This is a genomic window from Caulobacter sp. GW821-FHT10C03 (assembly GCF_059415485.1).
The window spans coordinates 119782-145791 of the sequence record NZ_JBWKNI010000013.1 but is presented as its reverse complement, the minus strand read 5'-3'; the positions used below and the strand labels follow the sequence as shown (position 1 = coordinate 145791).

Annotated in this window: 25 protein-coding genes; 16 read left to right on the top strand and 9 right to left on the bottom strand. The window is 68.6% G+C overall.

Translation table 11 applies throughout. The features are described 5' to 3' along the window. Window positions 1-203: 203 nt before the first annotated feature. On the top strand, window positions 204-1343 hold the full coding sequence (locus tag AC07NG_RS17510; RefSeq protein ID WP_494595345.1) for a DUF3089 domain-containing protein: 1140 nt from the start codon (window positions 204-206) through the stop codon (window positions 1341-1343). 177 nt (window positions 1344-1520) lie between these two features. Here AC07NG_RS17510 and AC07NG_RS17505 read toward each other — a convergent pair whose 3' ends face one another. Then, complete coding sequence (locus tag AC07NG_RS17505) at window positions 1521-1700, bottom strand: DUF1328 family protein (RefSeq protein WP_110121042.1); 180 nt, start codon at window positions 1698-1700, stop codon at window positions 1521-1523. Window positions 1701-1810: 110 nt separating this feature from the next. Here AC07NG_RS17505 and cobT point away from each other — a divergent pair, with 110 nt between their 5' ends. Next, window positions 1811-3739, top strand: coding sequence for a cobaltochelatase subunit CobT (gene cobT, locus AC07NG_RS17500; RefSeq protein ID WP_494595343.1), 1929 nt, complete (start codon window positions 1811-1813; stop codon window positions 3737-3739). Beyond that, window positions 3736-4806 carry an esterase-like activity of phytase family protein gene (locus AC07NG_RS17495; RefSeq protein ID WP_494595342.1) on the top strand — a complete coding sequence of 357 codons (1071 nt, stop codon included), beginning with the start codon at window positions 3736-3738 and terminating at the stop codon, window positions 4804-4806. The genes cobT and AC07NG_RS17495 overlap by 4 nt, the downstream gene beginning before the upstream one ends. A gap of 130 nt (window positions 4807-4936) precedes the next feature. Here AC07NG_RS17495 and AC07NG_RS17490 read toward each other — a convergent pair whose 3' ends face one another. Next, complete coding sequence (locus AC07NG_RS17490; RefSeq protein ID WP_494595341.1) at window positions 4937-7882, bottom strand: TonB-dependent receptor domain-containing protein; 2946 nt, start codon at window positions 7880-7882, stop codon at window positions 4937-4939. 482 nt (window positions 7883-8364) lie between these two features. Here AC07NG_RS17490 and AC07NG_RS17485 point away from each other — a divergent pair, with 482 nt between their 5' ends. The 4 genes from AC07NG_RS17485 to AC07NG_RS17470 all read left to right on the top strand — a co-directional run bounded on the left by AC07NG_RS17485 (window position 8365) and on the right by AC07NG_RS17470 (window position 10595). Next, window positions 8365-8676 (top strand): hypothetical protein, encoded by a 312-nt coding sequence (locus AC07NG_RS17485; protein WP_110117890.1) that lies wholly within the window; start codon window positions 8365-8367, stop codon window positions 8674-8676. 289 nt (window positions 8677-8965) lie between these two features. Next, entirely contained in the window at window positions 8966-9268 is a 303-nt protein-coding gene (locus AC07NG_RS17480) for a hypothetical protein (protein ID WP_110117889.1), read from the top strand. A 149-nt stretch (window positions 9269-9417) separates the two neighbouring features. Continuing rightward, window positions 9418-9615 (top strand): hypothetical protein, encoded by a 198-nt coding sequence (locus tag AC07NG_RS17475; protein ID WP_494595340.1) that lies wholly within the window; start codon window positions 9418-9420, stop codon window positions 9613-9615. 95 nt (window positions 9616-9710) lie between these two features. Next, window positions 9711-10595 carry an AraC family transcriptional regulator gene (locus AC07NG_RS17470; RefSeq protein WP_494595339.1) on the top strand — a complete coding sequence of 295 codons (885 nt, stop codon included), beginning with the start codon at window positions 9711-9713 and terminating at the stop codon, window positions 10593-10595. Between the two features lie 118 nt (window positions 10596-10713). Here the strand turns inward: AC07NG_RS17470 and rpmB are convergent, their stop codons facing one another. Next, window positions 10714-11019 carry a 50S ribosomal protein L28 gene (gene rpmB / locus AC07NG_RS17465; protein WP_058346488.1) on the bottom strand — a complete coding sequence of 102 codons (306 nt, stop codon included), beginning with the start codon at window positions 11017-11019 and terminating at the stop codon, window positions 10714-10716. 214 nt (window positions 11020-11233) lie between these two features. Here rpmB and AC07NG_RS17460 point away from each other — a divergent pair, with 214 nt between their 5' ends. Together AC07NG_RS17460 and AC07NG_RS17455 are read left to right on the top strand one after the other, a co-directional pair. Beyond that, entirely contained in the window at window positions 11234-11686 is a 453-nt protein-coding gene (locus tag AC07NG_RS17460; protein ID WP_492853598.1) for a DUF3617 domain-containing protein, read from the top strand. A 481-nt stretch (window positions 11687-12167) separates the two neighbouring features. After that, window positions 12168-12380, top strand: coding sequence for an MbtH family protein (locus tag AC07NG_RS17455; protein ID WP_494595338.1), 213 nt, complete (start codon window positions 12168-12170; stop codon window positions 12378-12380). Window positions 12381-12400: 20 nt separating this feature from the next. On the opposite strand, the gene AC07NG_RS17450 is transcribed toward AC07NG_RS17455, so the two are convergent. Then, a complete protein-coding gene (locus AC07NG_RS17450) occupies window positions 12401-12907 on the bottom strand; it encodes a winged helix-turn-helix transcriptional regulator (protein ID WP_494595336.1) in 507 nt (168 codons plus the stop codon). Window positions 12908-13152: 245 nt separating this feature from the next. On the opposite strand from AC07NG_RS17450, the gene AC07NG_RS17445 reads away from it, so the two are divergent. The 7 genes from AC07NG_RS17445 (at window position 13153) to AC07NG_RS17415 (ending at window position 19819) form a co-directional block, all read left to right on the top strand. Beyond that, window positions 13153-14343 carry an acetyl-CoA C-acyltransferase gene (locus tag AC07NG_RS17445; RefSeq protein WP_494595334.1) on the top strand — a complete coding sequence of 397 codons (1191 nt, stop codon included), beginning with the start codon at window positions 13153-13155 and terminating at the stop codon, window positions 14341-14343. Window positions 14344-14721: 378 nt separating this feature from the next. Continuing rightward, window positions 14722-15018 carry a hypothetical protein gene (locus tag AC07NG_RS17440; RefSeq protein WP_110117883.1) on the top strand — a complete coding sequence of 99 codons (297 nt, stop codon included), beginning with the start codon at window positions 14722-14724 and terminating at the stop codon, window positions 15016-15018. Then, window positions 15015-15290, top strand: coding sequence for a hypothetical protein (locus AC07NG_RS17435; protein WP_494595332.1), 276 nt, complete (start codon window positions 15015-15017; stop codon window positions 15288-15290). Before AC07NG_RS17440 ends, AC07NG_RS17435 begins: the two co-directional genes overlap by 4 nt. Window positions 15291-15354: 64 nt before the next feature. Next, a complete protein-coding gene (gene msrA / locus AC07NG_RS17430; protein WP_494595331.1) occupies window positions 15355-15936 on the top strand; it encodes a peptide-methionine (S)-S-oxide reductase MsrA in 582 nt (193 codons plus the stop codon). A gap of 170 nt (window positions 15937-16106) precedes the next feature. After that, the gene (locus tag AC07NG_RS17425; protein ID WP_494595329.1) at window positions 16107-17489 is read left to right on the top strand and encodes a DUF4139 domain-containing protein; all 1383 of its coding nucleotides are present in this window, start codon (window positions 16107-16109) and stop codon (window positions 17487-17489) included. Window positions 17490-17632: 143 nt separating this feature from the next. Continuing rightward, window positions 17633-19219, top strand: a complete 1587-nt coding sequence (locus AC07NG_RS17420) for a DUF4139 domain-containing protein (RefSeq protein WP_494595328.1) — start codon at window positions 17633-17635, stop codon at window positions 19217-19219. Between the two features lie 72 nt (window positions 19220-19291). Then, window positions 19292-19819: a TIGR00645 family protein gene (locus tag AC07NG_RS17415; protein ID WP_487288487.1), complete on the top strand. Its 528-nt coding sequence runs from the start codon at window positions 19292-19294 to the stop codon at window positions 19817-19819. A gap of 134 nt (window positions 19820-19953) precedes the next feature. On the opposite strand, the gene AC07NG_RS17410 is transcribed toward AC07NG_RS17415, so the two are convergent. The 5 genes from AC07NG_RS17410 to murD form a co-directional block, all read right to left on the bottom strand. After that, complete coding sequence (locus AC07NG_RS17410; RefSeq protein ID WP_110121407.1) at window positions 19954-20568, bottom strand: DUF1134 domain-containing protein; 615 nt, start codon at window positions 20566-20568, stop codon at window positions 19954-19956. A 221-nt stretch (window positions 20569-20789) separates the two neighbouring features. Further along, window positions 20790-21878, bottom strand: a complete 1089-nt coding sequence (murG, locus tag AC07NG_RS17405; RefSeq protein WP_494595326.1) for an undecaprenyldiphospho-muramoylpentapeptide beta-N-acetylglucosaminyltransferase — start codon at window positions 21876-21878, stop codon at window positions 20790-20792. 76 nt (window positions 21879-21954) lie between these two features. Beyond that, entirely contained in the window at window positions 21955-23127 is a 1173-nt protein-coding gene (gene ftsW, locus AC07NG_RS17400; RefSeq protein ID WP_487288484.1) for a putative lipid II flippase FtsW, read from the bottom strand. An 80-nt stretch (window positions 23128-23207) separates the two neighbouring features. Continuing rightward, window positions 23208-24329 (bottom strand): alpha/beta fold hydrolase, encoded by a 1122-nt coding sequence (locus tag AC07NG_RS17395; protein WP_494595324.1) that lies wholly within the window; start codon window positions 24327-24329, stop codon window positions 23208-23210. A 258-nt stretch (window positions 24330-24587) separates the two neighbouring features. Next, window positions 24588-26000 (bottom strand): UDP-N-acetylmuramoyl-L-alanine--D-glutamate ligase, encoded by a 1413-nt coding sequence (gene murD, locus AC07NG_RS17390; protein ID WP_494595322.1) that lies wholly within the window; start codon window positions 25998-26000, stop codon window positions 24588-24590. Between the last annotated feature and the right edge of the window lie 10 nt (window positions 26001-26010).

Sequence of the window (26010 nt, the reverse complement as noted above, 5' to 3'; positions counted from 1 at the left end):
CCCCCCCCCCCCCCCGCCGGCACTGAGCCCAGTCTCGCCCCCTCCACCGCTTCGCGGTCCCCCTCCCCCGCACGCGGGGGAGGAGCAAGCCTTCGACCTCTTCTTCAGAGAGGTGGAAGGAAAGACTTTCCGTCGTCATTTCCACACGCCATCCTCCCCTTCAAACGGCCGTTCGCGGCCCAAGGGGATGGAACGGGGTGGAAATGAGCAAGACGATCTGGGCCGCGCTGGCGGTGTCCATGAGCCTGGCTGGCGCGGCCTGCGCCCAGCCCGCGCCGGCGGGTCCGCAGCCGAAGAACGACTATACCACCGACGCGGCCTGGCTGTGCCGGCCCGGCCGCTCCGACGCCTGCGCCCAGGACCAGACGGCCACCGTCGTCGCGGCCGACGGCGCCACCAAGGTCGAGCCGTTCAAGGCCGATCCCAAGGCCCCGATCGACTGCTTCTACGTCTATCCGACCGTGTCGACCGATCCCGGCGGCAACAGCGACATGAGCATCGACCCGGCCGAGACCACGGTCGCCGAGCAGCAGGCCGCGCGCTTTGGCCAGGCCTGCCGGGTGTTCGCCCCGATGTACCGGCAGGTGACCCTGGCGGCGCTGCGCCAGGTGATGCGCGGCCAGGCCTCGCCGGGCGACGAAAACCTCGCCTATGGCGACGTGCTCGACGCCTGGAAGGACTACCTGGCCCGCGACAACCACGGCCGCGGCGTCGTGCTGATCGGTCACTCGCAGGGCTCGCGCGTGCTGCTGCGCCTGCTGGCCGAAGAGATCGACGGCAAGCCGGTGCAGAAGCAGCTGGTCTCGGCCCTGATCATCGGCATGAACACGCAGATCGATCCGGCGACCGACGCCTATGGCTCGATCAAGATGTGCCGCCAGCCGGGCCAGACCGGCTGCATCGTCTCTTACGTGTCGTTCCGCGCCGGAAGCCCGCCGGAGGGCGTGGCCTTCTTCGGCAAGGCCGAGGGCGGCAAGCGCGCCGCCTGCGTCAACCCCGCGGCCCTGGCCGGCGGCGAGGCGCCGCTGCACAGCTATTTCAGCGACAAGACGATCGCCGGCGCGCCGCGCAAGACGCCGTGGGTGAAGGGCAAGGACCTGACCACGACCTTCGTCAGCGTCCCCGGCCTGGTCACCGCGCAATGCGCGACCAGCGGCCCCTACGACTACCTGGCCATCAAGGTCCACGGCGACCCGGCCGATCCCCGCGTCGACGACATCCCCGGCGACCTGCTGGTCATGGGCATGCCGCTGAAGGCCTGGGGTCTGCACCTGGCCGACGTGAACCTGGCGATGGGGGATCTGGTGGCGCTGGTCGAGGCGCAAGGGAAGGGCTGGAAGTAGCAATCGCTTCCCTCTCCCCTTGCGGGAGAGGGTGGCCTCCGAAGGAGGTCGGGTGAGGGGTCGCACCAACAGAAACGCCGCGACAGCTGATCGGCTGTCGCGGCGCTTGGCGTCTGAGAGACCCCTCATCCGTCAGCTTCGCCGACACCTTCTCCCGCAAGGGGAGAAGGATCTTCGTCATTTCCCTGTCACGCCCTTGAAGACGCCCAGGCCGAGCACCAGCACGACCAGGAACACAACCAGGAACAGGAAGAACAGGATCTTGGCGACGCCGGCCGCGGCGCCGGCAATGCCGGTGAAGCCGAGGGCGCCGGCGATGATGGCGACCACGGCGAAGATCAGGGCCCATTTCAGCATGGGAAAGCTCCTTGCACTGGACCTGCGCTGCGCAGGCTTCAGCGCAACAACGTCGCCTTGGCGCGCGTCGTTCCTTGTCTTCGCGGGTCCGCGCCGCTAACTCCAAAGCCATGGCCTCCAAGCCCGAAAACCCGACCGAACCCTTCAAGCGCGCCCTGGCGCACGCGGCCCGCTCGCTCGCCGAGACACCGGACCTCGAGATCGTGTTTTCCGGCGAGTCGCCGGGGCTGGTCGGCAAGCGCGCCGTGCTGCCGCATCCGCCGCGCGATCTCTCGGGTCCGGAAGCCGCCCGCCTGCGCGGCATGGCCGACCAGATCGCCCTGCGCCTGGCCCACCACGATCCCTCGACCCACGCCCGCTCGCGTCCAGCCGCGCCTGACGCCCAGGCGATCTACGAGTCGCTGGAGCAGGCCCGGATCGAGGCCATCGGCAGCAATGCGCTGGGCGGCGTGCGCGCCAACCTGGCCACCGTGCTGGAGACCCGGCTGGAGAAGCAGGGCCTGACCCGCGCCGTCGCCTTCGACCAGCAGTCGGCCCCCATGGCCGAGATCCTGGGCCTGATGGCCCGCGAGCGCCTGACCGGCGACGCTCCGCCGGATGGCGCCAAGGCCCTGGTCAACATCCTGCGCGCCGACATCGAGGCCAAGGCCGGCAAGGACCTCGACCGCCTGGTCGCGGCCATGGACGACCAGGCCGCCTTCGCCAAGGTCACCCGCCAGATCCTGCGCGACCTGGACCTGGGCGACGACGTCAACGACGCCACCGAGGCGTCGGACGAGGACGAGGGCGAGGACGACAAGCCGACCGACAATTCCGATGAGGACCAGGGCGAGGGCGAAGGCGAGCAGCCCGACGGTTCCTCGCAGCAGGAGAGCGAGGCCTCCGACCGCGAAAGCCAGGCCGGCGACGACGAGATCGTCCAGTCCGAGCAGGAAGGCGAACCCGAAGACAGCGACGAAGCCCCCGACATGGGCGACGGCGCCAAGCCGGCCCGCCCCGATCCCTCGGCCGACAAGGGCGGCGAGCCGGCCTACAAGGTGTTCACCACGGCCTATGACGAGGTGGTCTCGGCCGAGGAGCTGTGCGACCCGGACGAACTGACCCGCCTGCGGGCCTATCTCGACCAGCAGCTTTCGGCCCTCTCCAGCGTCGTCTCGCGCCTGGCCAACAAGCTGCAACGCCGCCTGCTGGCCCAGCAGAACCGCGCCTGGACCTTCGATCTCGAGGAAGGGATGCTCGACGTCGCCCGCCTGACGCGGGTGATCATCGACCCCACCGCCCCCCTGTCGTTCAAGCAGGAGGAGGACCAGGAGTTCCGCGACACGGTCGTGACCCTGCTGATCGACAATTCCGGCTCGATGCGCGGCCGGCCGATCATGGTCGCCGCCGTCTGCGCCGACATCCTGGCGCGCACCCTGGAGCGCTGCGGCGTCAAGACCGAGGTGCTGGGCTTCACCACCCGCGCCTGGAAGGGCGGCACCAGCCGCGACGAGTGGATCAAGGCCGGCAAGCCGCCCTCGCCCGGCCGCCTGAACGACCTGCGCCACATCGTCTACAAGGCCGCCGACGCGCCCTGGCGCCGGGCCCGCAAGAACCTGGGCCTGATGATGCGCGAGGGCCTACTGAAGGAGAACATCGACGGCGAGGCGCTGATGTGGGCGCACCAGCGGATCATCGGCCGGCCCGAAGCCCGCCGCATTCTGATGGTGATTTCCGACGGCGCCCCGGTGGACGACTCCACCCTGAGCGTGAACTCGGGCCACTATCTGGAGCGGCACTTGCGGCAAGTCATCGCCGAGATCGAGGGCAAGAGTCCGGTCGAGCTGATCGCCATCGGCATCGGCCACGACGTCACCCGCTACTACCGTCGCGCCGTCACCATCGTCGACGTCGAGCAGTTGGGCGGGGTGCTGGTCGAGCAGCTGGCCGCCCTGTTCGACGAGGAGCCGCGCACCGCCGCTCGCGCCCGCGGCCTGCTGCCGCCGCCGCCCACGGTCGTGCCCCAGGCCCCCAAGACCGCGCGCAAGGCTTCGGCGTGATCGGACTGCGCGGACTGCTCGCCCTTGGCCTGGCCGGCGGCATGCTGGCCCAGTGCGGACCCAAGCCCGCGCCGCCGCCGCCCGTGGTCGTGCCCGCGGCCCCGGTCAAGGTCGGTCCCGAGATCGGCCTGACCGTCACGCCCGTGCCGCTGAACGCCTCGAACCCGAACCAGACGGCCGTCGGCGCCTTCGCCTATGCGGGCGGGATCGCCATCACCAGCGCCGACACCAGCCGGCTGCACGGCCTGTCGGACCTGATCCTGACCGACGGAAATGGCGTCGAGGCCGTCAGCGACGACGGCGACCGCTTCTCGGCGCGCTTGCAACTCGATGCGACCGGCAGGCTGATCGGCCTGACCGACGGCAAGCTCTCGCCCCTGCTCGGCGTCGACGGCCAGGGGCTGCGCGGCAAGACCGAGGGCGACGCCGAGGGCCTGACCCGCCTGGCCAATGGCGAGCGCCTGGTCAGCTTCGAGCGCGATCACCGCATCTGGCGCTACGCCGTGGGTCCCACCGGCCTGTGGAGCCGTCCGGCCGTCGCCCCCAAGCCCGCCACCGTCTTCCCCGACAACGAGGGCATGGAGGCGCTGACCGCCTATCCGGCCGCCGGCCCCGACGCCTATCTCGTCGGCGGCGAGGAGGGCGAGGTGTGGCTGTGCCGGCTGTCGAGCAGCTGCCAGCCGATCCCGCCGCAGTCGCCGATCGACTTCACCTGGGGCCTGTCGGGCTTCACGGCCTTCGGCGGCAAGGCCCTGGCCACGCTGCACCGGGCGTACGATCCCGTGCGCGGCTGGCGCGCCCAGGTGCGCTTCATCGCCGACCCGATGGCCCCGGCCAACAAGCAGTACCCGCTGGCCAGCCTGACCCTGGAAGGCGCCCTGACCCGCGACAACTTCGAGGGCATCGCCCTGGCCGCCGGCCCGAACGGCGCGACCCGGGTCTATCTGCTGTCGGACGACAACGGCGGCGAGATGAACCAGCGCACCCTGCTGCTGGCCTTCGACTGGACGCCGCCCCCGCCCGCGCCGCCGGCCCCGACACCGCCACCCCGCAAGAAGCGCCGCTGAGGCCGGGGGCGGCCGCCCCTTCCCTCCCACTCAAAAAGAAAGCCGCCACGCTGGAAGCGTCGGCGGCTTTTGAGTTGGGGAGAAGCTCGGGGGAGACGGCGCCAGCGCCCCCTCCCCCGCCAAAGCGTCGTCAGAAGTCCATGGTCAGGCCCACGAACATCGTGCGGCCCATGGGGTCGTAGACGCCGGGATAGGTGTTGCCGTTGCCGAACGAGGACAGCAGGCCCGCGGCGATCACCGGCGGATCCTTGTCGAAGGCGTTGTTGATCCCGCCGCGCAGGGTCAGCTGCTCGCGGACCTTCCAGGTGGCCGCGAAGTCCAGGTAGTTGTACGCCTTGATCTTGCGGTTGATCTCGACGTAGTCGCCCTGCAGGAACGGATTGCTGTCGTTGCTGGAGAGGTCGGCCGAGCCGAAATAGCGCCAGTTGGCCGACAGCGAGGCGGCGATCCAGGGCAGGTTCCAGGTGGCCCGCATCTGGTGACGCCAGGCCGGGTTGGGCTGGCCGCAGGTCGGGCCGAACAGCCCCTTGCAGTTATAGGCGCCCAGGCCTGGCAGCTGCTCGATCTTGCGGCTGTTGAGGTAGGTGCCGACGAAGCTGAAGTCGACGTCGCCGTAATTGCCCAGCGACGACAGGTCGAGGCGGTAGTTGCCCGTCACGTCCAGGCCCGAGGTCTGCAGGAAGCCGGTGTTCTGGTTGGTGGCGATGATGTAGCCGCGCTCGCCGAACAGCACGCCCGAGGTCGGGTCGCGGTGGAACAGGCTGCAGAAGTACGGATTGCTGGTCTGGACGCACTGGTTGATGACGGTCGGGGCGTCGACCGCGCCGATGTACTGGTCGACATAGATGTCGAAGTAGTCGAGCGACATCGAGAAGCCCGGCAGGAAGCTGGGGGTCAGCACGACGCCGGCGGTGCGGGTGTCGGCCACTTCCGGCTTCAGGTTCGGGTTGCCGCCGCCCTGGGTGACGCAGGTCTCGGCCGGGCAGTCGGGGATCTTGCCGTACTGGGCGGCGGTGACGCCGGTCAGGGCGCAAGCCGCGGCGCTGGCCTTGGGCGTCGGACCCGAGCAGGGATCGACGGCCGCGACATTGCCCAGGCCCTGCGGCGCGTAGAGCTCGCTGATGTTTGCGGCCCGGACGGCGCGGTTGTAGCTGGCGCGGAACCGCACGTCGGAGGTCGGGGCGTATTGCAGCTCGACCTTGTAGGTCGAGACCCGGTCGTCGAGGTAGTCGTACTTCGAGGTGCGGTAGCCGGCGTTCAGCGACAGCGCCTTGATGAACGGCGCGTCCTGCACCAGCGGCAGGTCGACCTCGCCATAGAGCTCGCTGACGCTGAAGGCGCCGCTGCTTTCCTTGGTGCCGGCCGCCTGGGCCAGGGCGTCGGCCTCGAACTTCAGTTCCTCGCGGCGGTGCTCGACGCCGAGCGCCAGGGCCGCGCCGTCTTCGGCCCACGGGGTCTTGAGGCCGTACTGGCCAAGGTCGCCGTTCAGCGAGGCGCTGAGCACCTTCTCGCGCTGGACGCCGTGGGTGAAGGTCGGGGCGTAGAGGTACTTGTAGGCCGCCGCGCTGAGGCCCTGGTACTTGAAGACGTCGATCGGCACGCAGTTGGGGTCGGTCCCGTCGACCACCGACTTGCAGGTCGGGGTCCCGCCGACATTGACCACCTGCAGGGCCTTCATCGCCTTGGCGTTGTCGACGTTGTTCTTGTAGCTCTCGTCGAGGATGACGGTCGAGAACAGGAAGCTGGCGTCGTAGGTCCAGCCCTGGGCGAGCTTGCCGCGCAGCCCGGCGTTGATGCGGTAGTCGGTGTGGCGCAGGTCGTCGCGGCGGGGCGAGCTGCCCGGGCCGGTCAGGCGATAGCCGATGAACGCATCCTGGCTGACGTTGGTCCCGGCGGCCGCGCCGCACAGGGTGGCGGCCTGCGAGGCCGACATCAGCGGGTTGTCGCAGTTGATCTTGAACGTCGTCCCCTGGAACAGCGCCGACGGGGCGGCCTGCGAGAAGGTGTGGTCGTCCATGAACATCAAGCTGCCGTAGGCCTCGACCGCCGGGCTGATCTCATAGTGCGCGAAGGCGCCGGCCGTGTAGCGGGAGTCAGAGCGCTGGATGTAGTTGGTGGGCGCGTAGTTGTAGAGGAACGAGCTGTTGTAGGGGACCCAAGTCTTGTTCCCGTCCTTGGTGTTGTTCAGCGTCTGACCGGCGTTGGGGCCGCTGAGCAGGGTGAACAGGCCGTACTCGTTGTTGCTGGAGCCGCCGCAGACCAAGGCGTTGCTGTTGGTTCCCGTCAGGTTCAGGCCGCAGGCCGAATAGTCGCGGCTGTCCTGGGTGACCGGCTTCATCTCGCGATAGCCGACATAGAAGGTGACGTTGCCCTTGCCGCTGGGCGCGTTCATGCCGATCGCCAGGTTGACGTCGATCTTCTCGCCGTCGGTGACGTGCTTGGAGGGCAGCTTGTAGTTGGCCTGGCTGATCAGCGAGCGCGGATAGTCAGCGTCGTTGGTGTGCTGGGCCAGGCTGTACTGGGCGTCCAGGCGCAGGCCGTCGAGGTTCTTGCGCAGGATGAAGTTGACGACGCCCGACACCGCGTCCGAGCCGTAGACCGCCGAGGCGCCGCCGGTGACCACATCGACCCGGTCGACCAGGGCGCTGGGGATGAAGTTCACGTCCGCGGCCTCGGTCGGCAGCATCCGCTGGCCGTCGACCAGCACCAGCACGCGGCTGGAGCCCATGTTGCGCAGGTTCACCCGCGCCGTGCCGTCCGAGCCGTTGGAGCCGTTCTCGTTGGAGTCGGCGGTGAACTGCGGCAGGCGGTTCAGCACGCTGTCGATCGAGGTCGCGCCCTGCAGCTTGACCTCGTCGCCGCCGACCACGGTCATCGGGCTGGCCGAGACCAGGTTGGGCCGCTTGATCCGCGAGCCCGTCACCACCACGGCGTCGACCGTCGAGACCTCCTCGGCTCCCGCTGTCGTCTGTGTCGTGGTCTGGGCCGAGGCGAGCGGAGCCGCCGCCAGCCCGGAGAGCAAGGCGATCGCCGCCGCTCCCCCATACGCCCTGAGGCGCTCTTTCTTGGTCCGCATCGCAGTCCCTCCTCGCTGCGCGCGATCTGAGTCCGTCGCGCCTTGGCGCAGAGAGGCACATTGTTACGATTTATGTCAAATATCTTATACGATATAAATATTACAATGTTCGCATTGCCGTGCGGACACCCATCGAGGCGCCTTGGAGGCTTCAACCTCGATGCGAGGCGTCGCGAAGGACGGCCGCCCCAAGCTGCGGCGCAGGGTGAGGCCAACCTCTCACCGCAGCGCAGCATAAAGGGATAATTTCACCTGAAACTAACGGGTTTTTGGTGCTCATTTGCCGCACATCATGCCTTTCCAGCATGCAGCGTTCGTGAGCGTCGCAAAAATTTGACGCCGGAAGTCAAAAATCTGCTTGAAATGACAGCGTTGTCACTGTATTTAGAACGTGACGGCGACGAACTGGCGAGATCCGGTCGGCCGTCAGAGGAACGCATCGGGAGGAGGTTGACCCCAACCCCCTTTCCGGAATCAAGATCATGCAACGTGTGTTTGTTCTGGCCGCTTCGGCCATCGCTCTGCTGAGCGCCCCCGCCGCTTTCGCCGGCGAAGTCACCGTGAAGGTCGCCGGCCGCACCACCGCCGCCGTGCACGCCGACATCGTCAAGGCCGCCACCTCGGTGTGCAAGGAAGACACGGACTCGACCACCTACGGCGCCGACGTCCTGCCCTACTGCATCCGCGACGTGACCCGCGCCGCCGTGGAAAAGGTCGGCAGCACGACCCTGACCGCCTACGACAAGACCCAATGGCGCCCGAACGGTCTGATCAAGACCGCCTCGGCCCGCTAAGCGGAACACCGCTCAAGCCCCATCGGGACCAGAGCCCGCGGAGCCCCCGCTCCGCGGGCTTTTGCTTGCCTGGCGACCAGTTCATGACACCGGTAACAAGCGCGTGAAATCAAACACTTCGCCTGTCGGTTGCGCGAATATGACTGTTGATAACTGAACAGCGATGAGATACAGATTCCATCCGACGGCAGAGCGGGCGAGATCCTGGACCAGCCGTCGGAGGAACGCGTCGGGAAGCGGTCGACCTGAACCGCGCGCTGCAAGCGCCGCCCGACCTGGAATCCGTCCGATGATCCGCTCCGCCGCTCTCGCTCTCTCCGCCCTGGCCCTGCTGGCCGCCGCTCCGGCCGGCGCCGCCGAAGTCCGCGTCAAGGTCGCCGGCCGCGCCGCCGCCGACGTCCGCGCCGACATCGTCAAGGCCGCCTCGACCGTCTGCTGGCAGGACGTCCGCGGCGAGTCGCTGGCCATGTACCTGTACCCGGCCTGCGTCCGCTCGTCGGTGAACGACGCCGTGTCCAAGCTCGCCAACCCCGAGCTGACCGCCTACAACGCCGCCAACCCGGCCAAGGCCCTGGAACTGGCCGCCCGCTAAGGCGACCAGCCTCCCAAGGCTTCAGAAGCCGCCGTCGCCCAGCGACGGCGGCTTTTTGCTGCACGCTCGACGGCCGCCTTAACCATGCCCGGTCAGGCCTGCTTAAGGCTTGCGGACCAGATTGCGCTGCAGCCTGAAAGGGAGTCGCCGTGCAGGTTTCCACCGCCAACACCGCCCGCTACACCCCGCCGCGCCCCGTCGCGTCTGGCGAGGCCGCGACGCCGATCGTCGACCTGACCCAGCTGGCGGTCGCGCAGACCAACGCCAAGGCCACGGCCGCCGCCGGCGCGGCCCTCGGCCAGGCTACCGGCGAGCTGACCGGCACGCTGGTCAACATCTCGGCCTGATCCCCACTCCCCCACGCGCCCTACAAACCGCAAGATCGGTCGAGCACGATCCGGCGGCCGACGGCTAACTGGCCGCGCCACGGAGACGGGGGACGATGAAGGCGGCGCTCGAAAACTACACAGCCCGGATGCAACGGGTGCTGGACCATATCGACCAGCATCTGGACGGCGAGCTGGACCTGGAGACGGTGAGCCGCGTGGCCGCCTTCTCCAAGTTCCACTTCCACCGGCAGTTCATGGCGACCTTCGGGTTGTCCGTGCACAGCTACGTCCAGCTCGCCCGCCTGAAGCGCGCTTCGCGCCAACTCGTCGCCGAGGACGCCCAGAGCGTCACGGAGATCGCGCTGGACGCCGGCTATGACGCGCCGGACGCCTTCGCCCGCGCCTTTCGGCGCAGGTTCAAGCAGTCGCCCTCCTCGTTCCGCAAGGCGCCCGACTGGGCGCCGTGGCTCGCGGCCTTCGGGCCGATGGACAACGCCAGGAGCAAGCTGATGCCGACCCTCTACGACCAAGACCAGGTGACGATCCGCGACCTGCCGCCCACCCCGGTGGCGATCATAGAGCATCGCGGCGACCGGGCGCTGCTCGGAGCCTCGATCGAGCGGTTCATCGCCTGGCGCAAAGCCGCCGGCCTGTCGCCGGAGACCAACCCGACCTTCAACATCTTCCGGTCGGAACGGATTCCCGAGAACCCGGACGACTACAGCATGGACCTGTGCATCGGGACCGACCGGCCGATCGATCCGGAAGACGAGGTGATGAAGGCCGGCGTGATTCCCGGCGGGCGCTGCGCGGTGCTGCGGGTGCTGCACGACACCCACAATCTGGAGCCCGCCGCGCTCTATCTCTATCGCGAGTGGCTGCCGGCCAGCGGCGAGGAGGCGCGGGACTTTCCGATCTACTGCCAGCGGCACTTCTCGTTCCCGCCGAACGCGCCGGTGCATGAGGTGGTCGTCGAGCTGTTCCTGCCGCTCGAATGACGCCTGCGGACGGCGGTCCCTGTCGGGGTCCGCCGTCTCCCACCGATCGCCAAACGCGAAAAAGCCCGCCAGGCGAACCTGGCGGGCTTTTCGTATCGGCCCCGGAGGACCGAAAGGCTTAGGCGGCGGCGGCTTGCGCGGCGGCCTTGGCCTTGGCCTTGACCTGAGCCTTGATCTTCAGGGCGCGCGGCGACAGCTGCTCGTCCTTGGCGCCCAGCAGGAACACGTCCAGGCCGCCCTTGAAGTCGAGGGTGCGCAGGGCGGCGTTGCTGATACGCAGCTTGAAGGTCTGACCCAGCGAGTCCGACTGCAGCGAAGCAGGCGACAGAGCCGGCAGGAAGCGGCGCTTGGTCTTGATGTTCGAGTGGCTCACGTTGTGGCCGATCATCGGACCGACGCCCGTGAGTTCGCAACGGCGCGACATGACGAGTACCTTGGGCTAGGCGAAGCCGAAGGCCCCGCGAACATAATGTCAGGCGCGCTTCCGAACCGAGGTCCGCCGCGCGAGAGGGGGCGATATAGGCGATGGAGCCTTGCGGAGTCAAGGCGGCAAAGCCCTGAGCCTCGCCATCTCCCCGCCTTCAAGCGCGGTTCATCTGCTACTTCCTATATGCACGGCCATGAAGGAGTTCCAAAGCATGCGTCCGACCGCCCTCGCCGCCTCCGCTCTCGCCGCTTCCCTGGCCGCCCTGGCCGTGGGATTCGCCGCGACCGCCCCGGCGAGCGCCGCCGCGCCGAAGACGACGATTCTGCCGGGCCACTGGGAATACAGCTACCGCATCGGCATCATCCCGGTGGGCAGCGAGGACAAGTGCATAAAGCCGGCCGACGCCGCCCAGTTCTCCAAGGGCATCTGCACCCGTCGCTACAAGTGCGACTACACGACCAACCAGGTCGACGACGGCAGGATCCAGCTGAAGGGAACCTGGACCGACAAGAAGGGCCGCGCGGCCCCGGTCAACGCCAAGGGGACCTACACCCCCGAGAGCTTCAAGCTCGACATCAAGCTGAAGACGGTCGACGGCCTGCCGCTGGCCGGCGTCATGAACGCCAAGCGCCTGTCGGCGACCTGCCCCGCCGAGGTGAAGTAGGGCCTTCGCGGACCCGACAACCACGACACTATATAGCGAGCATCCCCGCGATAGCGAGCATCCCCGCGGAGGCGGGGATCCAAGCCGAGTTCGTGGATAGCCCACGACCGCGCCGCCTCCCGAGAGCCCGCCTGGATCTCCGCCTTCGCGAGGAACGACGGATGCGTGGGTGTAAGGCCCCCTCGCCGAACGCCGTTGTGGTTAATCGCCGTTAAGCTACAATAGCTTGTAGGGAACAAATCCCGAATCGAACCGAGTCAGCGATTCGGTCCTGATTCGTTTCGCGCGCGTTCCCGCCCTTCAAGCCTTGCCGTTAACTTGGCTGTGGACGCGCGGCACTTACCCCCAAGCATCCATCGCAATCCGCCCGATCGGCGCAACCTTTCAGCGCGCACCGACGCGGCTCGCCCTACGCGATTGACAGCGCCCCGAACCCAGCCAAGGCTCCGGCCACGCCAAGCACCAGAGCGGCGGGGGACAGATGCGCGAAGAACGGGAAGACACCACCGAGTACCAAGTGGTGGTGAACCACGAGGAGCAGTACTCGATCTGGCCGGTCGGTCGCGAACTGCCCCTGGGTTGGAACGAGGCGGGCTTCCGCGGGACCAAGGCCGCCTGCCTGCAGTATATCCAGGAAGTCTGGACCGACATGCGCCCGCTCAGCCTGCGGCGCGCCATGGAAGGCCAGGGCTGAGATCGAAAAGGCGGCGCGCCCTACTCCGCCGCCGTCTTCACCGCGACCGCGTCCAGCGCCTCGCCCACGGTCGGGGACTGGCCTTCGTGGATCACGCGCGACAGGTCGCGGCCATCGACCACCTGGCCGCAGGCCTCGCAGGCCAGTTTGGGATGGAAGTCGCAGCCGCAGGCCTTGTGCACGAAGCGGACGGGCCCGTTGCCCACGCCATAGACGTGGCGATCACCCCACTCGGCCATGGTCAGCAGCACGGCCGACAGGTCGCGCCCCTTGGCGGTCAGCACATATTCATGGCGCGGCGGCCTCTCGGAATAGCGGCGCGTCTCCATCACCCCGTGCCCGACCAGGCTCTTGAGCCGGGCGGCCAGCACGTTGCGGGCCACGCCCAGGCGCTCCTGCCACTGCTCGAACCGCCGCACGCCCTGGAAGGCGTCGCGCAGGATCAGCAGGGTCCAGGGATCGCCGACGACCTCGAGGGTGGCGGCGATGGCGCAGCGTTGGTGACTGTAATCGGCGGTGCGACCCATACGGAGGAAAGTGCGGCGTTCCGCGAGGGAATGCAAGGGCCGTTGCTTTTGAGTACGAACCAGAGTAGGTTTCTAATTGCAATTGACTCTCTCGGTTCATTGCTCGACTGACCGGCCGACGACGGAAGCCGCCCTTCCGCCGCCGGCCGCTTCTTGCTTCGGGAAAGATTCCGGCAAGACGCTTGCGCAAGCGCGCCGATCCGAGGCCTATTCCGCCGCAAAACAAACCTATCGGGAGCTCAACCATGTCCAAGCACGCCGATCCGGTGGTGATCGCCGGCTTCGCCCGCACGCCGATGGGCGGCTTTCAGGGCGCGCTGGGCGGGGTGAAGGCCACCGAGCTGGGCGCGACCGCCGTCAAGGCGGCCCTGGAGCGCGCGGGCCTGTCCGGCGACAAGGTCGACCAGATCATCATGGGCTGCGTGCTGCCGGCAGGGCTGGGCCAGGCCCCCGCCCGCCAGGCCGCCCTTGGCGCTGGCCTGCCCAAGTCGGTCGAGGCCACGACGGTCAACAAGATGTGCGGCAGCGGCATGCAGGCCGCGATCATGGCCCACGACGCCCTGCTGGCCGGCAGCGCCGACGTCGTCGTGGCCGGCGGCATGGAGAGCATGACGGGCGCGCCGTACCTGATGGCCAAGCACCGCGGCGGGGCCCGCATCGGCCACGACCAGATCTGGGACTCCATGTACCTGGACGGCCTAGAGGACGCCTATTCCCCCGGCAAGCTGATGGGCGCCTTCGCCGAGGATACCGCCGCCGACTACCAGTTCACCCGCGAGGCGATGGACGACTACGCCACGCGCGGCCTGCTCAAAGCCAAGGCCGCCGTCGAGGGCGGGGCCTTCGCCGCCGAGATCGCGCCGGTGAGCGTGACCACCCGCAAGGGCGTCGAGACCATCGACAAGGACGAGCAGCCGCTGAAGGCCGATCCGGCCAAGATCCCCACCCTGCGTCCGGCCTTCTCCCGCGACGGGTCGATCACGGCGGCCAATTCCTCGTCGATCAGCGACGGCGCCGCGGCCCTGGTGATGACCCGGAAAAGCGTCGCCGAGGCCCTGGGCCTGACGGTGGTCGCCACCGTCGTCAGCCACGCCGCCCACGCCCATGAGCCGGGCCTGTTCACCACCGCCCCGGTGCCGGCCATGAGGAAGGCCCTGGCCCGCGCCGGCTGGAGCGTCGACGACGTCGACCTGTTCGAGGTCAACGAGGCCTTCGCCGTCGTGGCCATGATCGCCCAGAAGGAACTGGGCATCCCGGACGACAAGCTGAACGTCAACGGCGGCGCCTGCGCCCTGGGGCACCCCATCGGCGCATCCGGCGCCCGCATCCTGTGCACGCTGATTTCGGCCCTGCAGGCCCGCAAGGCCAAGCGCGGCCTGGCCTCGCTGTGCATCGGCGGCGGGGAGGCCACGGCCATGGCCATCGAGCTCGCCTAAAATCTGCCCAATCCGCGGCATTAAGGCCCGTCGCGCGGCAAGACCTTGCGCGGCGGGTCCGCAAGCGTTACCTGTTGACCTGCAAGCCTACTGGAACCCTTCCGACCTCATGCTGTCGAACCTCACCACCATCGCGCTGTTTACGACTGGCCTCACCGCCGGCGTCGCGATGTGGTGCGCCATGATGTCGAAGATTACCCAGATTAAAACCGTGCCGGTACGGACGGGGCAAAGACGGCGCGCAGACTAGGGAACGAGGGTTCCCCAGAAACCAAGCCGAAGGATCGCAAGATCTGAAAAAGCCCCGCCTCCGAAAGGAGCGGGGCTTTTTCGTTGCGCGATCCGACGGTCCTTCAAAAACTCAAAGGATCTTCGAACATGAGCTACCTGCCTTCCCCACCAGCCTTCCACAGCGACCATGACGGCGTCACGGTCCACCAGCTGTTCCTCTGCGCCCAGGACGCCCCCAGCGCGCTGGACGCCGTGCGCCAGAGCCTGGCCGACAGCGGCGCCGAGCTGTGCAACCTGTCCCTGAAGCCCGTCGGCCAGCTGGTCGAGGCCTCCCTGCGCGTGCGCCACCTGGGCGACCAGGCCGCCCGCCTCCTCGCTCGCGACCTGGCCGCCTGGCCCGGCGTCAACTCGGCCAGCGTGGAACATCAGTGGGTGCGGCCTTGAGCCTTCTCAAACCGGAAGACGACAAATTTCGCGAGGATCGGCGCCGCCTCTTCCTCGTGACCGCTGAAGACACGCCCGACGCCCTGATGCGGGTGCTGGGCGTGGCCAGCGTGCAGCAGGTGCGCCTGCGCGCCCTGACCGCCCAGCCCGAGGGCGCCGACATCGCCATTCGGCTGGAGATCGACGACCAGGGCGACGACCGGGCCCACACGCTCGCGGCGCGCCTGGCGGCGGTTCCGGCGGTGCGCGGCGTCGGCCACGGTTGGCGATAGGCTCGTTCAAAACCTTTCGGCCCGCTCGGCCGTATCTATTGACGACGCCTCGAAAGGACCGCCCATGCTTCGCCGCCTCCTGCTGCTGATCGCCCTCGCGGCCGCCCTGCCCGCCGCGGCTCTGGCGGCTCCGACCAAGACCGCCGTCTTCGCCGGCGGCTGCTTCTGGTGCATGGAGAACGACATGCGGGGCATTCCCGGCGTCGTGAAGGTCGAGAGCGGCTACACCGGCGGCCACGTGAAGAACCCGACCTATCGCGACGTGACCAGCGAGCGCAGCGGCCACTACGAGGCCGTCCGCGTCACCTACGATCCGGCCAAACTGCCCTACGCCTTCCTGCTGCAGCGCTACTGGAAGCTGGTCGATCCGACCGACGACGAAGGCCAGTTCTGCGACCGCGGCCCCTCCTACCGCCCCGCCGTCTTCGTCGACGCCGAGCAGCGCCCCGCCGCCGAGCGCTCGCGCGCCGAGGCCGCCAAGCGCCTGAAGACCGGCGTGATGAAGGCCCAGATCCTGCCACTGCAGGCTTTCTGGCCGGCCGAAGCCTATCACCGCGACTACGCCCGGAACAATTCGGTGGAGTATCACCTGTATCGCACGGGGTGTGGGCGCGATCGGCGGCTGGCGCAGGTGTGGGGGAAATAGCCGCTGCGCGGCCCCCTCAGTCGCTCCGCGACAGCTCCCCCAGAGGGGGAGGTGGCCCAGAGGGCCGGAGGGGGTTTGCGCCGCCCTTCGATATTACACCCATAATCTCTCGACTTTCCCGCGTAGCCGTGAAACCGTGGCCGCAAAGAGAGTAGGGAGACGTCGCGCCGATGCTTCGGGCCGCCTTGTTCGCCACCGTCTGCGTGGCCGCCGCTTCCACCGCAGTCGCCCAGACCGCTCCCGTCCAGACCGCATCGCCGCCGAAGGTCTCGGTCACCATCTACAACAACAACCTGGCCCTGGTTCAGGACCAGCGGACGATCGACGTCTCCGCCGGCCGCCAGCGGCTGGAGTTCAAGGACGTCTCGGCCGCCATCCGGCCCGAGACCGTCAGCCTGTCCTCGCCCAACCTGGGCGTCGTCGAGCAGAACTTCGACTACGACCTGCTGACCCCCGACAAGCTGATGGAGAAGGCGGTCGGGCGGCAGATCAAGATCGTCCGCACCAATCCCGGCGACGGCAAGGAGACCACCGAGACCGCCACGGTGCTGGCCGCCAACGAAGGCGTGGTGCTGAAGATCGGCGACCGCATCGAAGTGCTGCGCGACGACGGCGTGCCCACCCGGGTGATCTTCGACAAGGTGCCCGAGACCCTGCGCGCCCGCCCGACCCTGTCGGTGACGGTCAACGCCGACAAGGCTGGCCCGACGCCCGTGACCCTCAGCTACCTGACCTCGGGCCTGTCGTGGGCGGCCGACTATGTCGCCCTGTTCGACGAGAAGAAGAACGCGCTGGACCTGCAGGGCTGGATCACCCTGCGCAACAACTCCGGCACGGCCTTCGACAACGCCCAGACCCAGCTGGTGGCGGGCAACGTCAACCAGTTCAACGGCGGCGGATCGTCGGTGCGCGGCTCGGTCTCGGCCGGGACCGAGAGCAGCGGCCGCGAGCGCATCGCCGACTACTACATCTACCCCTTGCCCGAGCGGACCACGATCGCCGCCAACCAGAACAAGCAGGTCGGCTTCCTCAGCGCCAAGGCCGTGCCGGCGCAGAAGGTCTACGAGGTTCGGGAGTACGGCTTCTCCAGCGACGAGAACCCGCAGAAGGCCATCACCGCCATCCAGTTCAGCAATTCCAAGCTCAAGGGCCTGGGCGACCAGCTGCCGGCCGGAACGATGCGCGTCTACATGCGCGACCAGGCGGGCGATCCGAAGTTCATCGGCGAGAACCAGATCGGCCATACCTCGGCCGGCTCGGAGCTGTCGATCAAGACCGGCGAGGCCTTCGACGTCTCCAGCCAGGCCACCCTGGTCTCGCAGGAGAAGCTCTCCAAGACCCGCTCGCGCTACGTCATGAAGTACGTGGTCCGCAACGCCCGCCCCGACGCCGTGACGGTGGAGCTGCGCCAGGCCGGCCTGCTGCGCGACGGCAAGGTCAGCGACGAGAGCCTGCCCAGCCGCCGCATCGACGCCCGCACCCTGGGCTGGAGCGTCCCCGTCCCCGCCAACGGCGAGACCGTCCTGACCTTCACGGTGGACAACGGCTGGTGACGGCGAGCCCGATCCGCAGGGAACCTCCCCCTGTGGGGGAGGTGTCGCCGAAGGCGACGGTGGGGGGAATATCCGCAGGCCTTGCCACGCCCCCCACCGGCCGCTTCGCGACCGCCTCCCCCATGGGGGGAGGTTCCTTGGTCGTGCGAACCGCCCTCGCCGCCCTGGCCCTTATCTGCGCGCCCATCACCGCGCACGCCGACACCATCCCCTCCGCCGCCCCGGAAGCGGTCGCCGTCACCCTGTATCGCGATGGCCAGGGGCCGGTGCAGACCCTGTCGCCCTGGGAAAAGCAGCGGGCCGCAGAGCAGGGCCTGGTCATGGTCAGCGAGACCCGCACGGTCGAGTTGCCGGCCGGCCGCCACGTGCTGCGCTTCGACGGCGTCGCCGAGGGCCTGATCCCGCAGAGCGCGGCCATCGAGGGCCTGCCGGAGGGCTCCGTCGAGCGCAACTACGACTACGCCCTGCTCAGCCCCGGAACCCTGGTCGAGCGCTCTCTCGACCAGCCGGTCAAGGTGGTGCGCACCAACCGCGAGACGGGCCGTCAGGTCACGGTCGACGCCACCCTGATCCAGGGACCTGATGGACTGATGGTCCGCACCAGTGACGGGGTAGAGGCCCTGGGCTGCTCCGGCGGCCCCGAGCGCCTGGTGTTCGAGCGCGCACCCGACGGCCTTTCCAGCAAGCCGACCCTGTCGGCCCTGGTCGACGTGCCCACCGGCGGCAGCTACCGCCTGACCCTGACCTATCTGGCGATCGGCGTGAACTGGCAGGCCGACTACGTCGCCACCCTCAATGCCGACGGCAAGACGCTGGACCTGCTGGGCTGGCTGACCGTGATGAACAGCTCCGGCTCGACCTTCGCCGACGCCCCGACCCAGTTGGTGGCCGGCAAGCTGTCACGCGTGCCGGTCAACACGCCCAGGCCGCGCGTGGTCCGCGCCAGCCGCGCCTGCTGGCCGATGGACACCACGACCCACGGGGCGCCGCCGCCACCGCCGCCTCCCCCTCCGCCGCCGCCGCCCCCTCCGATGGCCGCGCCGCTGGCCTACGCCAACCGCGCCGTCCAGGAATCGATCACGGTCACCGGCATGCGCCGCGGCGCGCCGCTGGCCGAGCAGTCGGACCTGGGCGACTACAAGCTCTACACCCTGCCCGAACCGGTGACGGTGGCCGCCCGCCAGACCAAGCAGATGGCCTTCCTCGACCTGAAGGACGTCCGCTACCAGCGGCTCTATGTCGTGCCGGTCAGTCCCTGGGGGGACTACGCGGACGGGGACGAGACCGACGCCCCGCAGGTGGTGCTGCGCCTCGACAACAAGGCCGCCGAGGGCCTGGGCAAGCCCCTGCCCTCCGGCGCCCTGTCGGTGATGGAGACGGTCGGCGGCCTGCCGACCTTCGCCGGCGAGCAGGCCGTGCGCGACGTCGCCGTGGGCGAGCCCGCCGACCTGGTGATCGGCGAGGGCATGGACGTCCGCGCCCGCCCGCGCCTCGTCGAGGACAAGCGGGCCGGCAAGACCATGGTCCGCCGCACCTACGAGGTCGACCTGGCCAACGACAAGTCGATCCCGGTCACCTTCGAGATCCGCCACGATCCGGGCGTCGAGTTCTTCAAGGTGGTGTCCGAGCCTGCCAAGCACGACATCCGCCAGGGCCAGGTCGCCTGGCGCGTGACCCTGAACCCGGGCGAGACGCGTCTCTTCCGCTACGTCGTGCGGCACGCGGGCTGAGCCAAGGCGGGCGACGCGACTTCGTCAAGAAGCCTAGCTAGGTTTGGTCGGGGGACCACAGCGGAGAGACGCATGAAGAAGCCCGTGATCGAGACCCTGCTGGAGCGCGGCCTGTTCGCCTCGCGCTGGCTGATGGCCCCGTTCTATGTCGGCCTGGTGGTCGCCCTGGCGGCGCTGATCGTGGTGTTCTTCCAGGAGCTGTTCCACGAACTGCCCAACGTCCTGTCGATGAAACCGGAGGACGCGATCCTGCTGGCCCTGTCGCTGATCGACCTGTCGCTGGCGGCCAACCTGCTGGTGATCGTCATCCTGTCGGGCTACGAGAACTTCGTCTCCAAGATCGACACCGCCAGCCACGAGGACCGCCCCGACTGGATGGGCACGGTCGACTTCTCGGGCCTGAAGATGAAGCTGATCGCCTCGATCGTGGCGATCTCGGCCATCGCCCTGCTCAAGTCGTTCCTCAAGCTGACCGAACCCGAGGTCCCGCTCGACCAGCCGCGCCTGCTGTGGCTGGTGGTGGTGCACCTGTCGTTCGTGGTCTCCGGCGTGCTGCTCGCGGTGATGGACTGGCTGAACAGCAAGGTAACCAAGCACTGACCACGGGAGCGAGGCGCACGTACAGAAACGCCGCGACAGCTGATCGGCTGTCGCGGCGTTTGGCGTCTGAGAGACCCCTCATCCGTCAGCTTCGCTGACACCTTCTCCCGCAAGGGGAGAAGGATCCGGGGATCTTAGAAGGGCAGGATGTTGCGTTGGCGGCTGTAGGCCAGGTAGCCGACATTGGCGCCCAGACGCAGGCCGACGCCGGCGCGGATCGGGGCCAGGACGATGGTGTCGGCCTTCTGGTAGTTCACGCCCAGGCCGCCCACGAGATAGGCGCTGCCCTCGACGCCGGGGAAGCGGCGGAAGATGGCGTCCGGGTACTGCAGGTTATAGCACAGGGTGAAGACCCGGCTGGCGTTGCCGCCCCAGTCCCAACCGATCGACGGGCCCTGCCAGAAGGTTTCCTGGGTCGGGCGGTTCTTCATGTAGAGCAGGCCGCGGCCGTAGCGCAGGCCGACGCCGATGGCGCCCGAGCCCTCTTCGCCGGCGATGTAGCCGGTGGGCTGGCCGCGCTCGCGGAAGATCCGCTCGATGGCCGCGCCGGCGCTCTCGGCCGTGACGCCGAGGAAGTCCGACGTGGCGCGGATCATCTCGTCGGCCGAATAGGTGGCGGCCGCGCCGGTGTCGTAGGTCGGCGCGTCGGGGCCGGGATTATGCGGCTGCGAGGTGCTGGCGCAGGCGCCCAGGCCCACGGAGGTCAGGCCGGAGGCCATGCCAGAGAGGATCAGAGAGCGACGGTCCATGTGTCTTTCTCGCAAGGCTAGAGCGTGACAGCCGAAAGTGTAGGCGGTTTCGGCGACCGCCACGCTCTCGTATTTGACTGTAGAGCCTGCTGATCTGGTCCTGGCTGTAGCCAGGATCAGGCAAGCTCTAACGTGTCGGCACTGTCACAGGCTTTCATGTCCGGTTTGGGGCGCGTTGCTTAATGCGCGGTTAAGCATGTTCCCGACTGGACCTGCGATATCTAACGCGCGGTGCGCTCCACAAGGTCCGCCAGCTTCTCCGCCGCGTCGGGCGCGGCCACCGAGCGGGCGCCCTTGGCCATGCGGGCCAGGCGGTCGGGGTTCTTGAGCAGGGCGTTCAGGGCGCCGGCCAGGGCGTCGACCGTCAGCTCGTCCTCCAGGCACACCGCCGCCCCGCCGGCTTCTTCCAGAAGCTTGGCGTTGAAGCGCTGATGGTCATCGGCGGCGATCTTCAGCGGCACCAGGATCGACGGGCGGCCGGCCACGGCCAGCTCGCAGCAGGTCGAGGAGCCGGCGCGGCCGACGACCAGGTGGCTCTGGCGCAGACGGCCGGCCATGTCGCGGAAGAACGGCGCGACCTCGCAGTCGACCATGGCGTTGCGATAGATCTTGCGGGCGTGCTCCATGCTCTCGGCGCGAGCCTGCTGGAACACCTTCATGCGGCCGCGCATCTCCTCGGGCAGCTTGGCGACGGCTTCGGGCACCAGTTCCGACAGCAGGCGCGCGCCCTGGCTGCCGCCGGTGACGAGAATGCGCAGCTGCACCTCGGGCGGCAGATAGGGGGTCTGCGCCAGGTCGCGGATCTCGGGACGCACCGGGCTGCCGACCACATGGGCGCGGGCCTTAACGGCCGGCTTGGCCAGCTCCAGCGTCGGGAAGGCGCAGGCGACCTCGCCGACATAGGGCGCCAGGAACCGGTTCACGCGGCCCAGCACGGCGTTCTGTTCGTGGATGACGGTCGGGCGCTTTTCCAGCAGCGCCGCCAGCAGGGCCGGCAGGGCGGGATAGCCGCCGAAGCCGACCACGATCGACGGGTTCAGCCGGGCGAAGGCGGCCTTGGCCTGCATCACGCCCTGGAACACCGCGACCCCGGCCTTGACCATGCCGACCGGATCGCTGGCCTTGGCCGTGGCGGCCGACAGGGCCAGCCGCTCCTCGGCGGGAAACTTGTCGGCGTAGAAGGCGCCGCGCTCGTCGGTGGCCAGCACCACGCGCCAGCCGCGCGCGATCAGGGCCTCGGACAGCGCCTGGGCGGGGAACATGTGGCCGCCGGTGCCCCCGGCGGCGACGATCGCCAGCTTGCCGCTCATCAGGCCTGGTCCGCGAAACGGATGGAGGGACGCGTGAAGAGGTTACGCAACTGCAGTCTCCCTAACCCGGGAGCCTTCAGTCGAAGGACCCCGCCTGGCCGAACGGCCCGCCGCCGCCATAGGACCCGGGCCGCTTGCGGGTCAACGCCAGCGCCATCCCCAGGGTGAGCCCCATGGCCAGCATCGACGAGCCGCCGTAGCTGATGAACGGTAGGGTCATGCCCTTGGTCGGGATCATGTTCAAGTTCACAGCGACATTGATGAACGTCTGCTGGCCCAACAGCACGAAAAGACCGGCCGAAGCGACCTGTTCGAAGGGGTCGGCCAGCTTCATCGACTTGTAGAGCCCGCGCACCACGACGAAGGCGAACAGGCTGATCAGGGCCAGCGAGAAGACCAGGCCATACTCCTCGGCCGCCACCGAATAGATGAAGTCGGTGTGCAGGTCGGGCACGTGGCGCTTCATGACGCCCTCGCCCGGGCCGCGCCCGAACAGGCCGCCGGCGTGGATGGCCTCGGCGGCGCGGGTCACCTGGTGGGTGTCGGCCTGGTCGGGGCTGAGGAACTTCTGCACGCGGGCGTGCACGTGGTCGAACAGGAAGTAGGTCGAGCCGAGGCCCCCCAGCGCCACCGCCCCCAGGCCCATGATCCACGAGATCGGCACCCCGGCCATCCAGAAGGCGGCCCCGAAGGCGATGGTGATCAGCACGGTCTGGCCGACGTCGGGCTGCATCAAGAGCAGGCCCACGGCGATGAAATAGAGGCCGAAGGCGATCGACACGCCCGGCACGCCCTCGCCCTTCTGGCCCTCGGCGAACATCCACGAGACCAGGATGATCAGGGCCGGCTTCATGAATTCCGACGGCTGGAAGGTGAAGCCGCCGATCATCAGCCAGCGGGCCGCGCCCTTGGCGCTGTGGCCGATGAACGGCAGGGCCGCCATGACGCCGATGGCGACGATGTAGATGAAGAACGCCGCCCGCCGGATGCCCTTGGGACTGAGCATCGACACGGCCAGCACGATCGTCGCCGCGCCGACGCCGAACACCAGCTGACGGATGGCGAAGTGGAACTGGTCGTCGATGCCGATCCGCTGGGCCGCGGCCGGGCTCGAGGCGAACGACAGCAAGACGCCCACCGTGACCAGGATCGCGGTCGCGCCCAGCAGCCAGCGATCGGTCGTCCACCACCACACCCCAAGGGGCGAGCGGTCGGTCCGGGCGAAGGCGTGGGCGGTCTGCTGGCGCATGGGGGCAAGAGTCGGCCGTTACGGTTAATCGAGTCTTGCCGACGGCCGCGACGAAATCGCGACCGCCGGAAATTTTTCCATCATTCCACAGGCTTGGCCGTAGCCTCGGGATACTCCCGCGCCTTGGCCAGGGGCAGGACGTGATCGTGCAGGGCCTGGCCGAAGCGGACCGACTGCATCTGGATGGCGGTGTGCCCCGTGCCCGGCAGCACCACCAGGTCCTTGCTTGGCGCATCGAGGCCGTCGAACCAGGGCCGCACGAAGTCGGGATGGTCGTACTCGCCCTGGATCAGCACCATCGGCATGGCGAAGTCCTTGCCCAGGGGCGCGGCCTTCCAGTCGTTGTTGGCGACGTAGACGGCCAGGGCGCGCTGGCGGCGGATGATCTTGCCGCCGTCCTTATAGGTCAGCAGGTCCTTGAGGCTCCACTCGGGCATGGCCAGGGCCTGGGCGTAGAGCTGGCCGTCGGTCTTCTTGGGGCCTTCGGTCTTCAGGTAGATCGGCTCGAGGTCGTCGACCTCCTTCCAGCGGCTGGGCGGATCATAGGGCGGCGGCCCCAGCCCGGTCAGCTTGGCCAGCAGCTGCGGATGCCTGCCGCTCTTCGCCACCGCCAGCATGTGATCGTAGATGTGGCGGTCGCGGGCGCTGTTGTCGACCGCCTGGCCGGTGCCGACATAGACCGAGAACAGGTCGGGCCTCAGGTGGGCCATGGTCAGCGACACGCGCGAGCCCCACGACCAGCCCAACAGCGCGATGCGCGGCTTGTGCAGCCGCGTCCGCAGGTGCTCGGTCAGGGCCAGGCCGTCGGCGACGAAGCTGTCGACGCCCAGGTTCGGATCGATGCGGCCGCCGGCGCGGGCCAGGCTCTTGCCGTGGTCGCGACGGTCCCAGTGCACGACCGTGAAGTCCTTCTCCCAGCTCTTGAAGTCCTCGGCGAACAGCGAGGTCGCCGCCCCGCCGCCGTGGACGATCAGCAGCACCGGGTTGTCGCGGTTCTCGCCCCGCACCACGACCCACTGCTCGCCGCTGGGCAGCTTCACGAAGCCGCTTTCCTGGACGCCCTTCTCCGTGTCGATCCGCAGCCGTTCGGCCGTCTCGTGCTGCAGGAACGCCCGCGTCGCCGCCGCGCCGCCCGCTACAGCCACGACCAGCGCCGCCAGCCCGACCGCGCCCCGGCGCAGCCATTTACCCGTATTGCTCATCTCGCCCCCCAAATGAAAAACTACAAGCGTAGTTACATGAGGGCGTGAGCAGGATTCTTACAAGCGTAAAATGAGATCCCTCTTCCATAGGGAGAGGGGGGCCCGCCGCGAAGCGGTGGGAGGGTGAGGGGTTTCACCTTTGGCGGGGAAAGCACGCAGCCGCTCGGCAGCGCCTGGTTCGGTGAGTTTGTTACCTCTCACCCTCCCACGCCGACGGCGTGGGCCCCTCCCTCTCTCAAAGAGAGAGGGAACAATGTCTTAAGCCCGCTTGGCCTTCGGCTTGGCCAGCAGCCCGTTGACCGCCGCGCGGAACGCTTCGCCGCGGGCTTCGAAGTCGGCGAACTGGTCGAACGAGGCGCAGGCAGGCGAGAGCAGGACGATGGCGTCCTGGCCGGTGGCGGCGGCGTCGGCATGGGCGGCGGCGACGGCGGTCTCGATGTCGCCGCACTGCTTGACCGGAGCCTTGCCGTCGAGGGTCTTGCCGAAATCGTCGGCCGCCTGGCCGATCAGGTAGGCGCAGGCGACGCGGGGGAACAGGTCCTGAAGGTCCTCGATGCCGCCGGCCTTGGGCACGCCGCCGGCGATCCAGTAGAACTTGGGATAGGACGACATCGCCTGGCGGGCGGCGTCGGCGTTGGTGGCCTTGCTATCGTTGACGAAGGCGACCCGCCCGATCTTGCCGACCGTCTCCATGCGGTGGGCCAGACCCGGGAAGGTCATCAGCCCCTCGACCGCCTGCTGGGGCGGGATGCCGATGGCGATGGCGGCGGCGTAGGCGGCCGCCGCGTTCTGCCAGTTGTGGCGGCCCGGCAGGCTGCGGGCGCGCAGCAGGTCGGCCATCTCGGTGACCCGCTCGCCGGTGGCGTCGTAGAGCACGCCCTGCAGGGCGTAGACGCCCCGGCCCATGGCCTTGCCGGCGCTGATCGGCCAGATGGTGCGGCGGTTGGCGGCGGTGATCTCGGTGCAGATCTGCTGGCACCAGGGATCATCGACCCCGATGATCGCCGTGTCGCCCTTGCCCTGGTTGAGGAAGATGCGGCGCTTGGCGGCGATGTAGCCTTCCATCGAGCCGTGACGATCGATGTGGTCGGGCGACAGGTTCAAGAGCACCGTGGCGTCGGCGTGCAGGCTGGAGGTCAGGTCCAGCTGATAGCTCGACAGCTCCAGCACGTAGACCGCGCCGCCGTGCATGTCTTCCAGGCCGAGGATCCCGGCGCCGATGTTGCCGCCGACGCGGGTGTCGCGGCCGGCCTGCTGGCACAGGTGGCCGATCAGGGCCGTGGTGGTCGACTTGCCGTTGGTGCCGGTGATGGCGATGATCTTCGGCTTCTTGTGCGCCGGCGCGGCGTTGACCGTGCGGGCGAAGAGCTCGACGTCGCCGAGGATCTCGACGCCGGCTGCCTTGGCCTTGTCGACGGTCCAGTGGGGCTTGGGATGGGTCAGCGGCACGCCCGGCGACAGCATCAGGGCGGCGAAGGCGCTCCAATCAGCCGTGGACAAGTCGACGACCGACAGGCCCTCGGCCCGCGCGGCTTCGCGGCTGGCTTCCTTCTCGTCCCACAGGGCGACCTTGGCGCCGCCGGCGATCAGGGCGCGCGCGGCCGTCAGGCCGGTGCGGCCCAGGCCGAACACCGCCACCGTCTTGTCTTCGAACCCACGGACCGGGATCATCGCGCGCCCT

Coding starts and splice junctions, on each gene's coding strand:
- AC07NG_RS17510 (WP_494595345.1), top strand. CDS start 204: ATGAGCAAGACGATCTGGGCCGCGCTGGCGGTGTCCATGAGCCTGGCT.
- AC07NG_RS17505 (WP_110121042.1), bottom strand. CDS start 1,700: ATGCTGAAATGGGCCCTGATCTTCGCCGTGGTCGCCATCATCGCCGGC.
- cobT (WP_494595343.1), top strand. CDS start 1,811: ATGGCCTCCAAGCCCGAAAACCCGACCGAACCCTTCAAGCGCGCCCTG.
- AC07NG_RS17490 (WP_494595341.1), bottom strand. CDS start 7,882: ATGCGGACCAAGAAAGAGCGCCTCAGGGCGTATGGGGGAGCGGCGGCG.
- AC07NG_RS17485 (WP_110117890.1), top strand. CDS start 8,365: ATGCAACGTGTGTTTGTTCTGGCCGCTTCGGCCATCGCTCTGCTGAGC.
- AC07NG_RS17480 (WP_110117889.1), top strand. CDS start 8,966: ATGATCCGCTCCGCCGCTCTCGCTCTCTCCGCCCTGGCCCTGCTGGCC.
- AC07NG_RS17470 (WP_494595339.1), top strand. CDS start 9,711: ATGAAGGCGGCGCTCGAAAACTACACAGCCCGGATGCAACGGGTGCTG.
- rpmB (WP_058346488.1), bottom strand. CDS start 11,019: ATGTCGCGCCGTTGCGAACTCACGGGCGTCGGTCCGATGATCGGCCAC.
- AC07NG_RS17460 (WP_492853598.1), top strand. CDS start 11,234: ATGCGTCCGACCGCCCTCGCCGCCTCCGCTCTCGCCGCTTCCCTGGCC.
- AC07NG_RS17455 (WP_494595338.1), top strand. CDS start 12,168: ATGCGCGAAGAACGGGAAGACACCACCGAGTACCAAGTGGTGGTGAAC.
- AC07NG_RS17450 (WP_494595336.1), bottom strand. CDS start 12,907: ATGGGTCGCACCGCCGATTACAGTCACCAACGCTGCGCCATCGCCGCC.
- AC07NG_RS17445 (WP_494595334.1), top strand. CDS start 13,153: ATGTCCAAGCACGCCGATCCGGTGGTGATCGCCGGCTTCGCCCGCACG.
- AC07NG_RS17440 (WP_110117883.1), top strand. CDS start 14,722: ATGAGCTACCTGCCTTCCCCACCAGCCTTCCACAGCGACCATGACGGC.
- msrA (WP_494595331.1), top strand. CDS start 15,355: ATGCTTCGCCGCCTCCTGCTGCTGATCGCCCTCGCGGCCGCCCTGCCC.
- AC07NG_RS17425 (WP_494595329.1), top strand. CDS start 16,107: ATGCTTCGGGCCGCCTTGTTCGCCACCGTCTGCGTGGCCGCCGCTTCC.
- AC07NG_RS17415 (WP_487288487.1), top strand. CDS start 19,292: ATGAAGAAGCCCGTGATCGAGACCCTGCTGGAGCGCGGCCTGTTCGCC.
- AC07NG_RS17410 (WP_110121407.1), bottom strand. CDS start 20,568: ATGGACCGTCGCTCTCTGATCCTCTCTGGCATGGCCTCCGGCCTGACC.
- murG (WP_494595326.1), bottom strand. CDS start 21,878: ATGAGCGGCAAGCTGGCGATCGTCGCCGCCGGGGGCACCGGCGGCCAC.
- ftsW (WP_487288484.1), bottom strand. CDS start 23,127: ATGCGCCAGCAGACCGCCCACGCCTTCGCCCGGACCGACCGCTCGCCC.
- AC07NG_RS17395 (WP_494595324.1), bottom strand. CDS start 24,329: ATGAGCAATACGGGTAAATGGCTGCGCCGGGGCGCGGTCGGGCTGGCG.
- murD (WP_494595322.1), bottom strand. CDS start 26,000: ATGATCCCGGTCCGTGGGTTCGAAGACAAGACGGTGGCGGTGTTCGGC.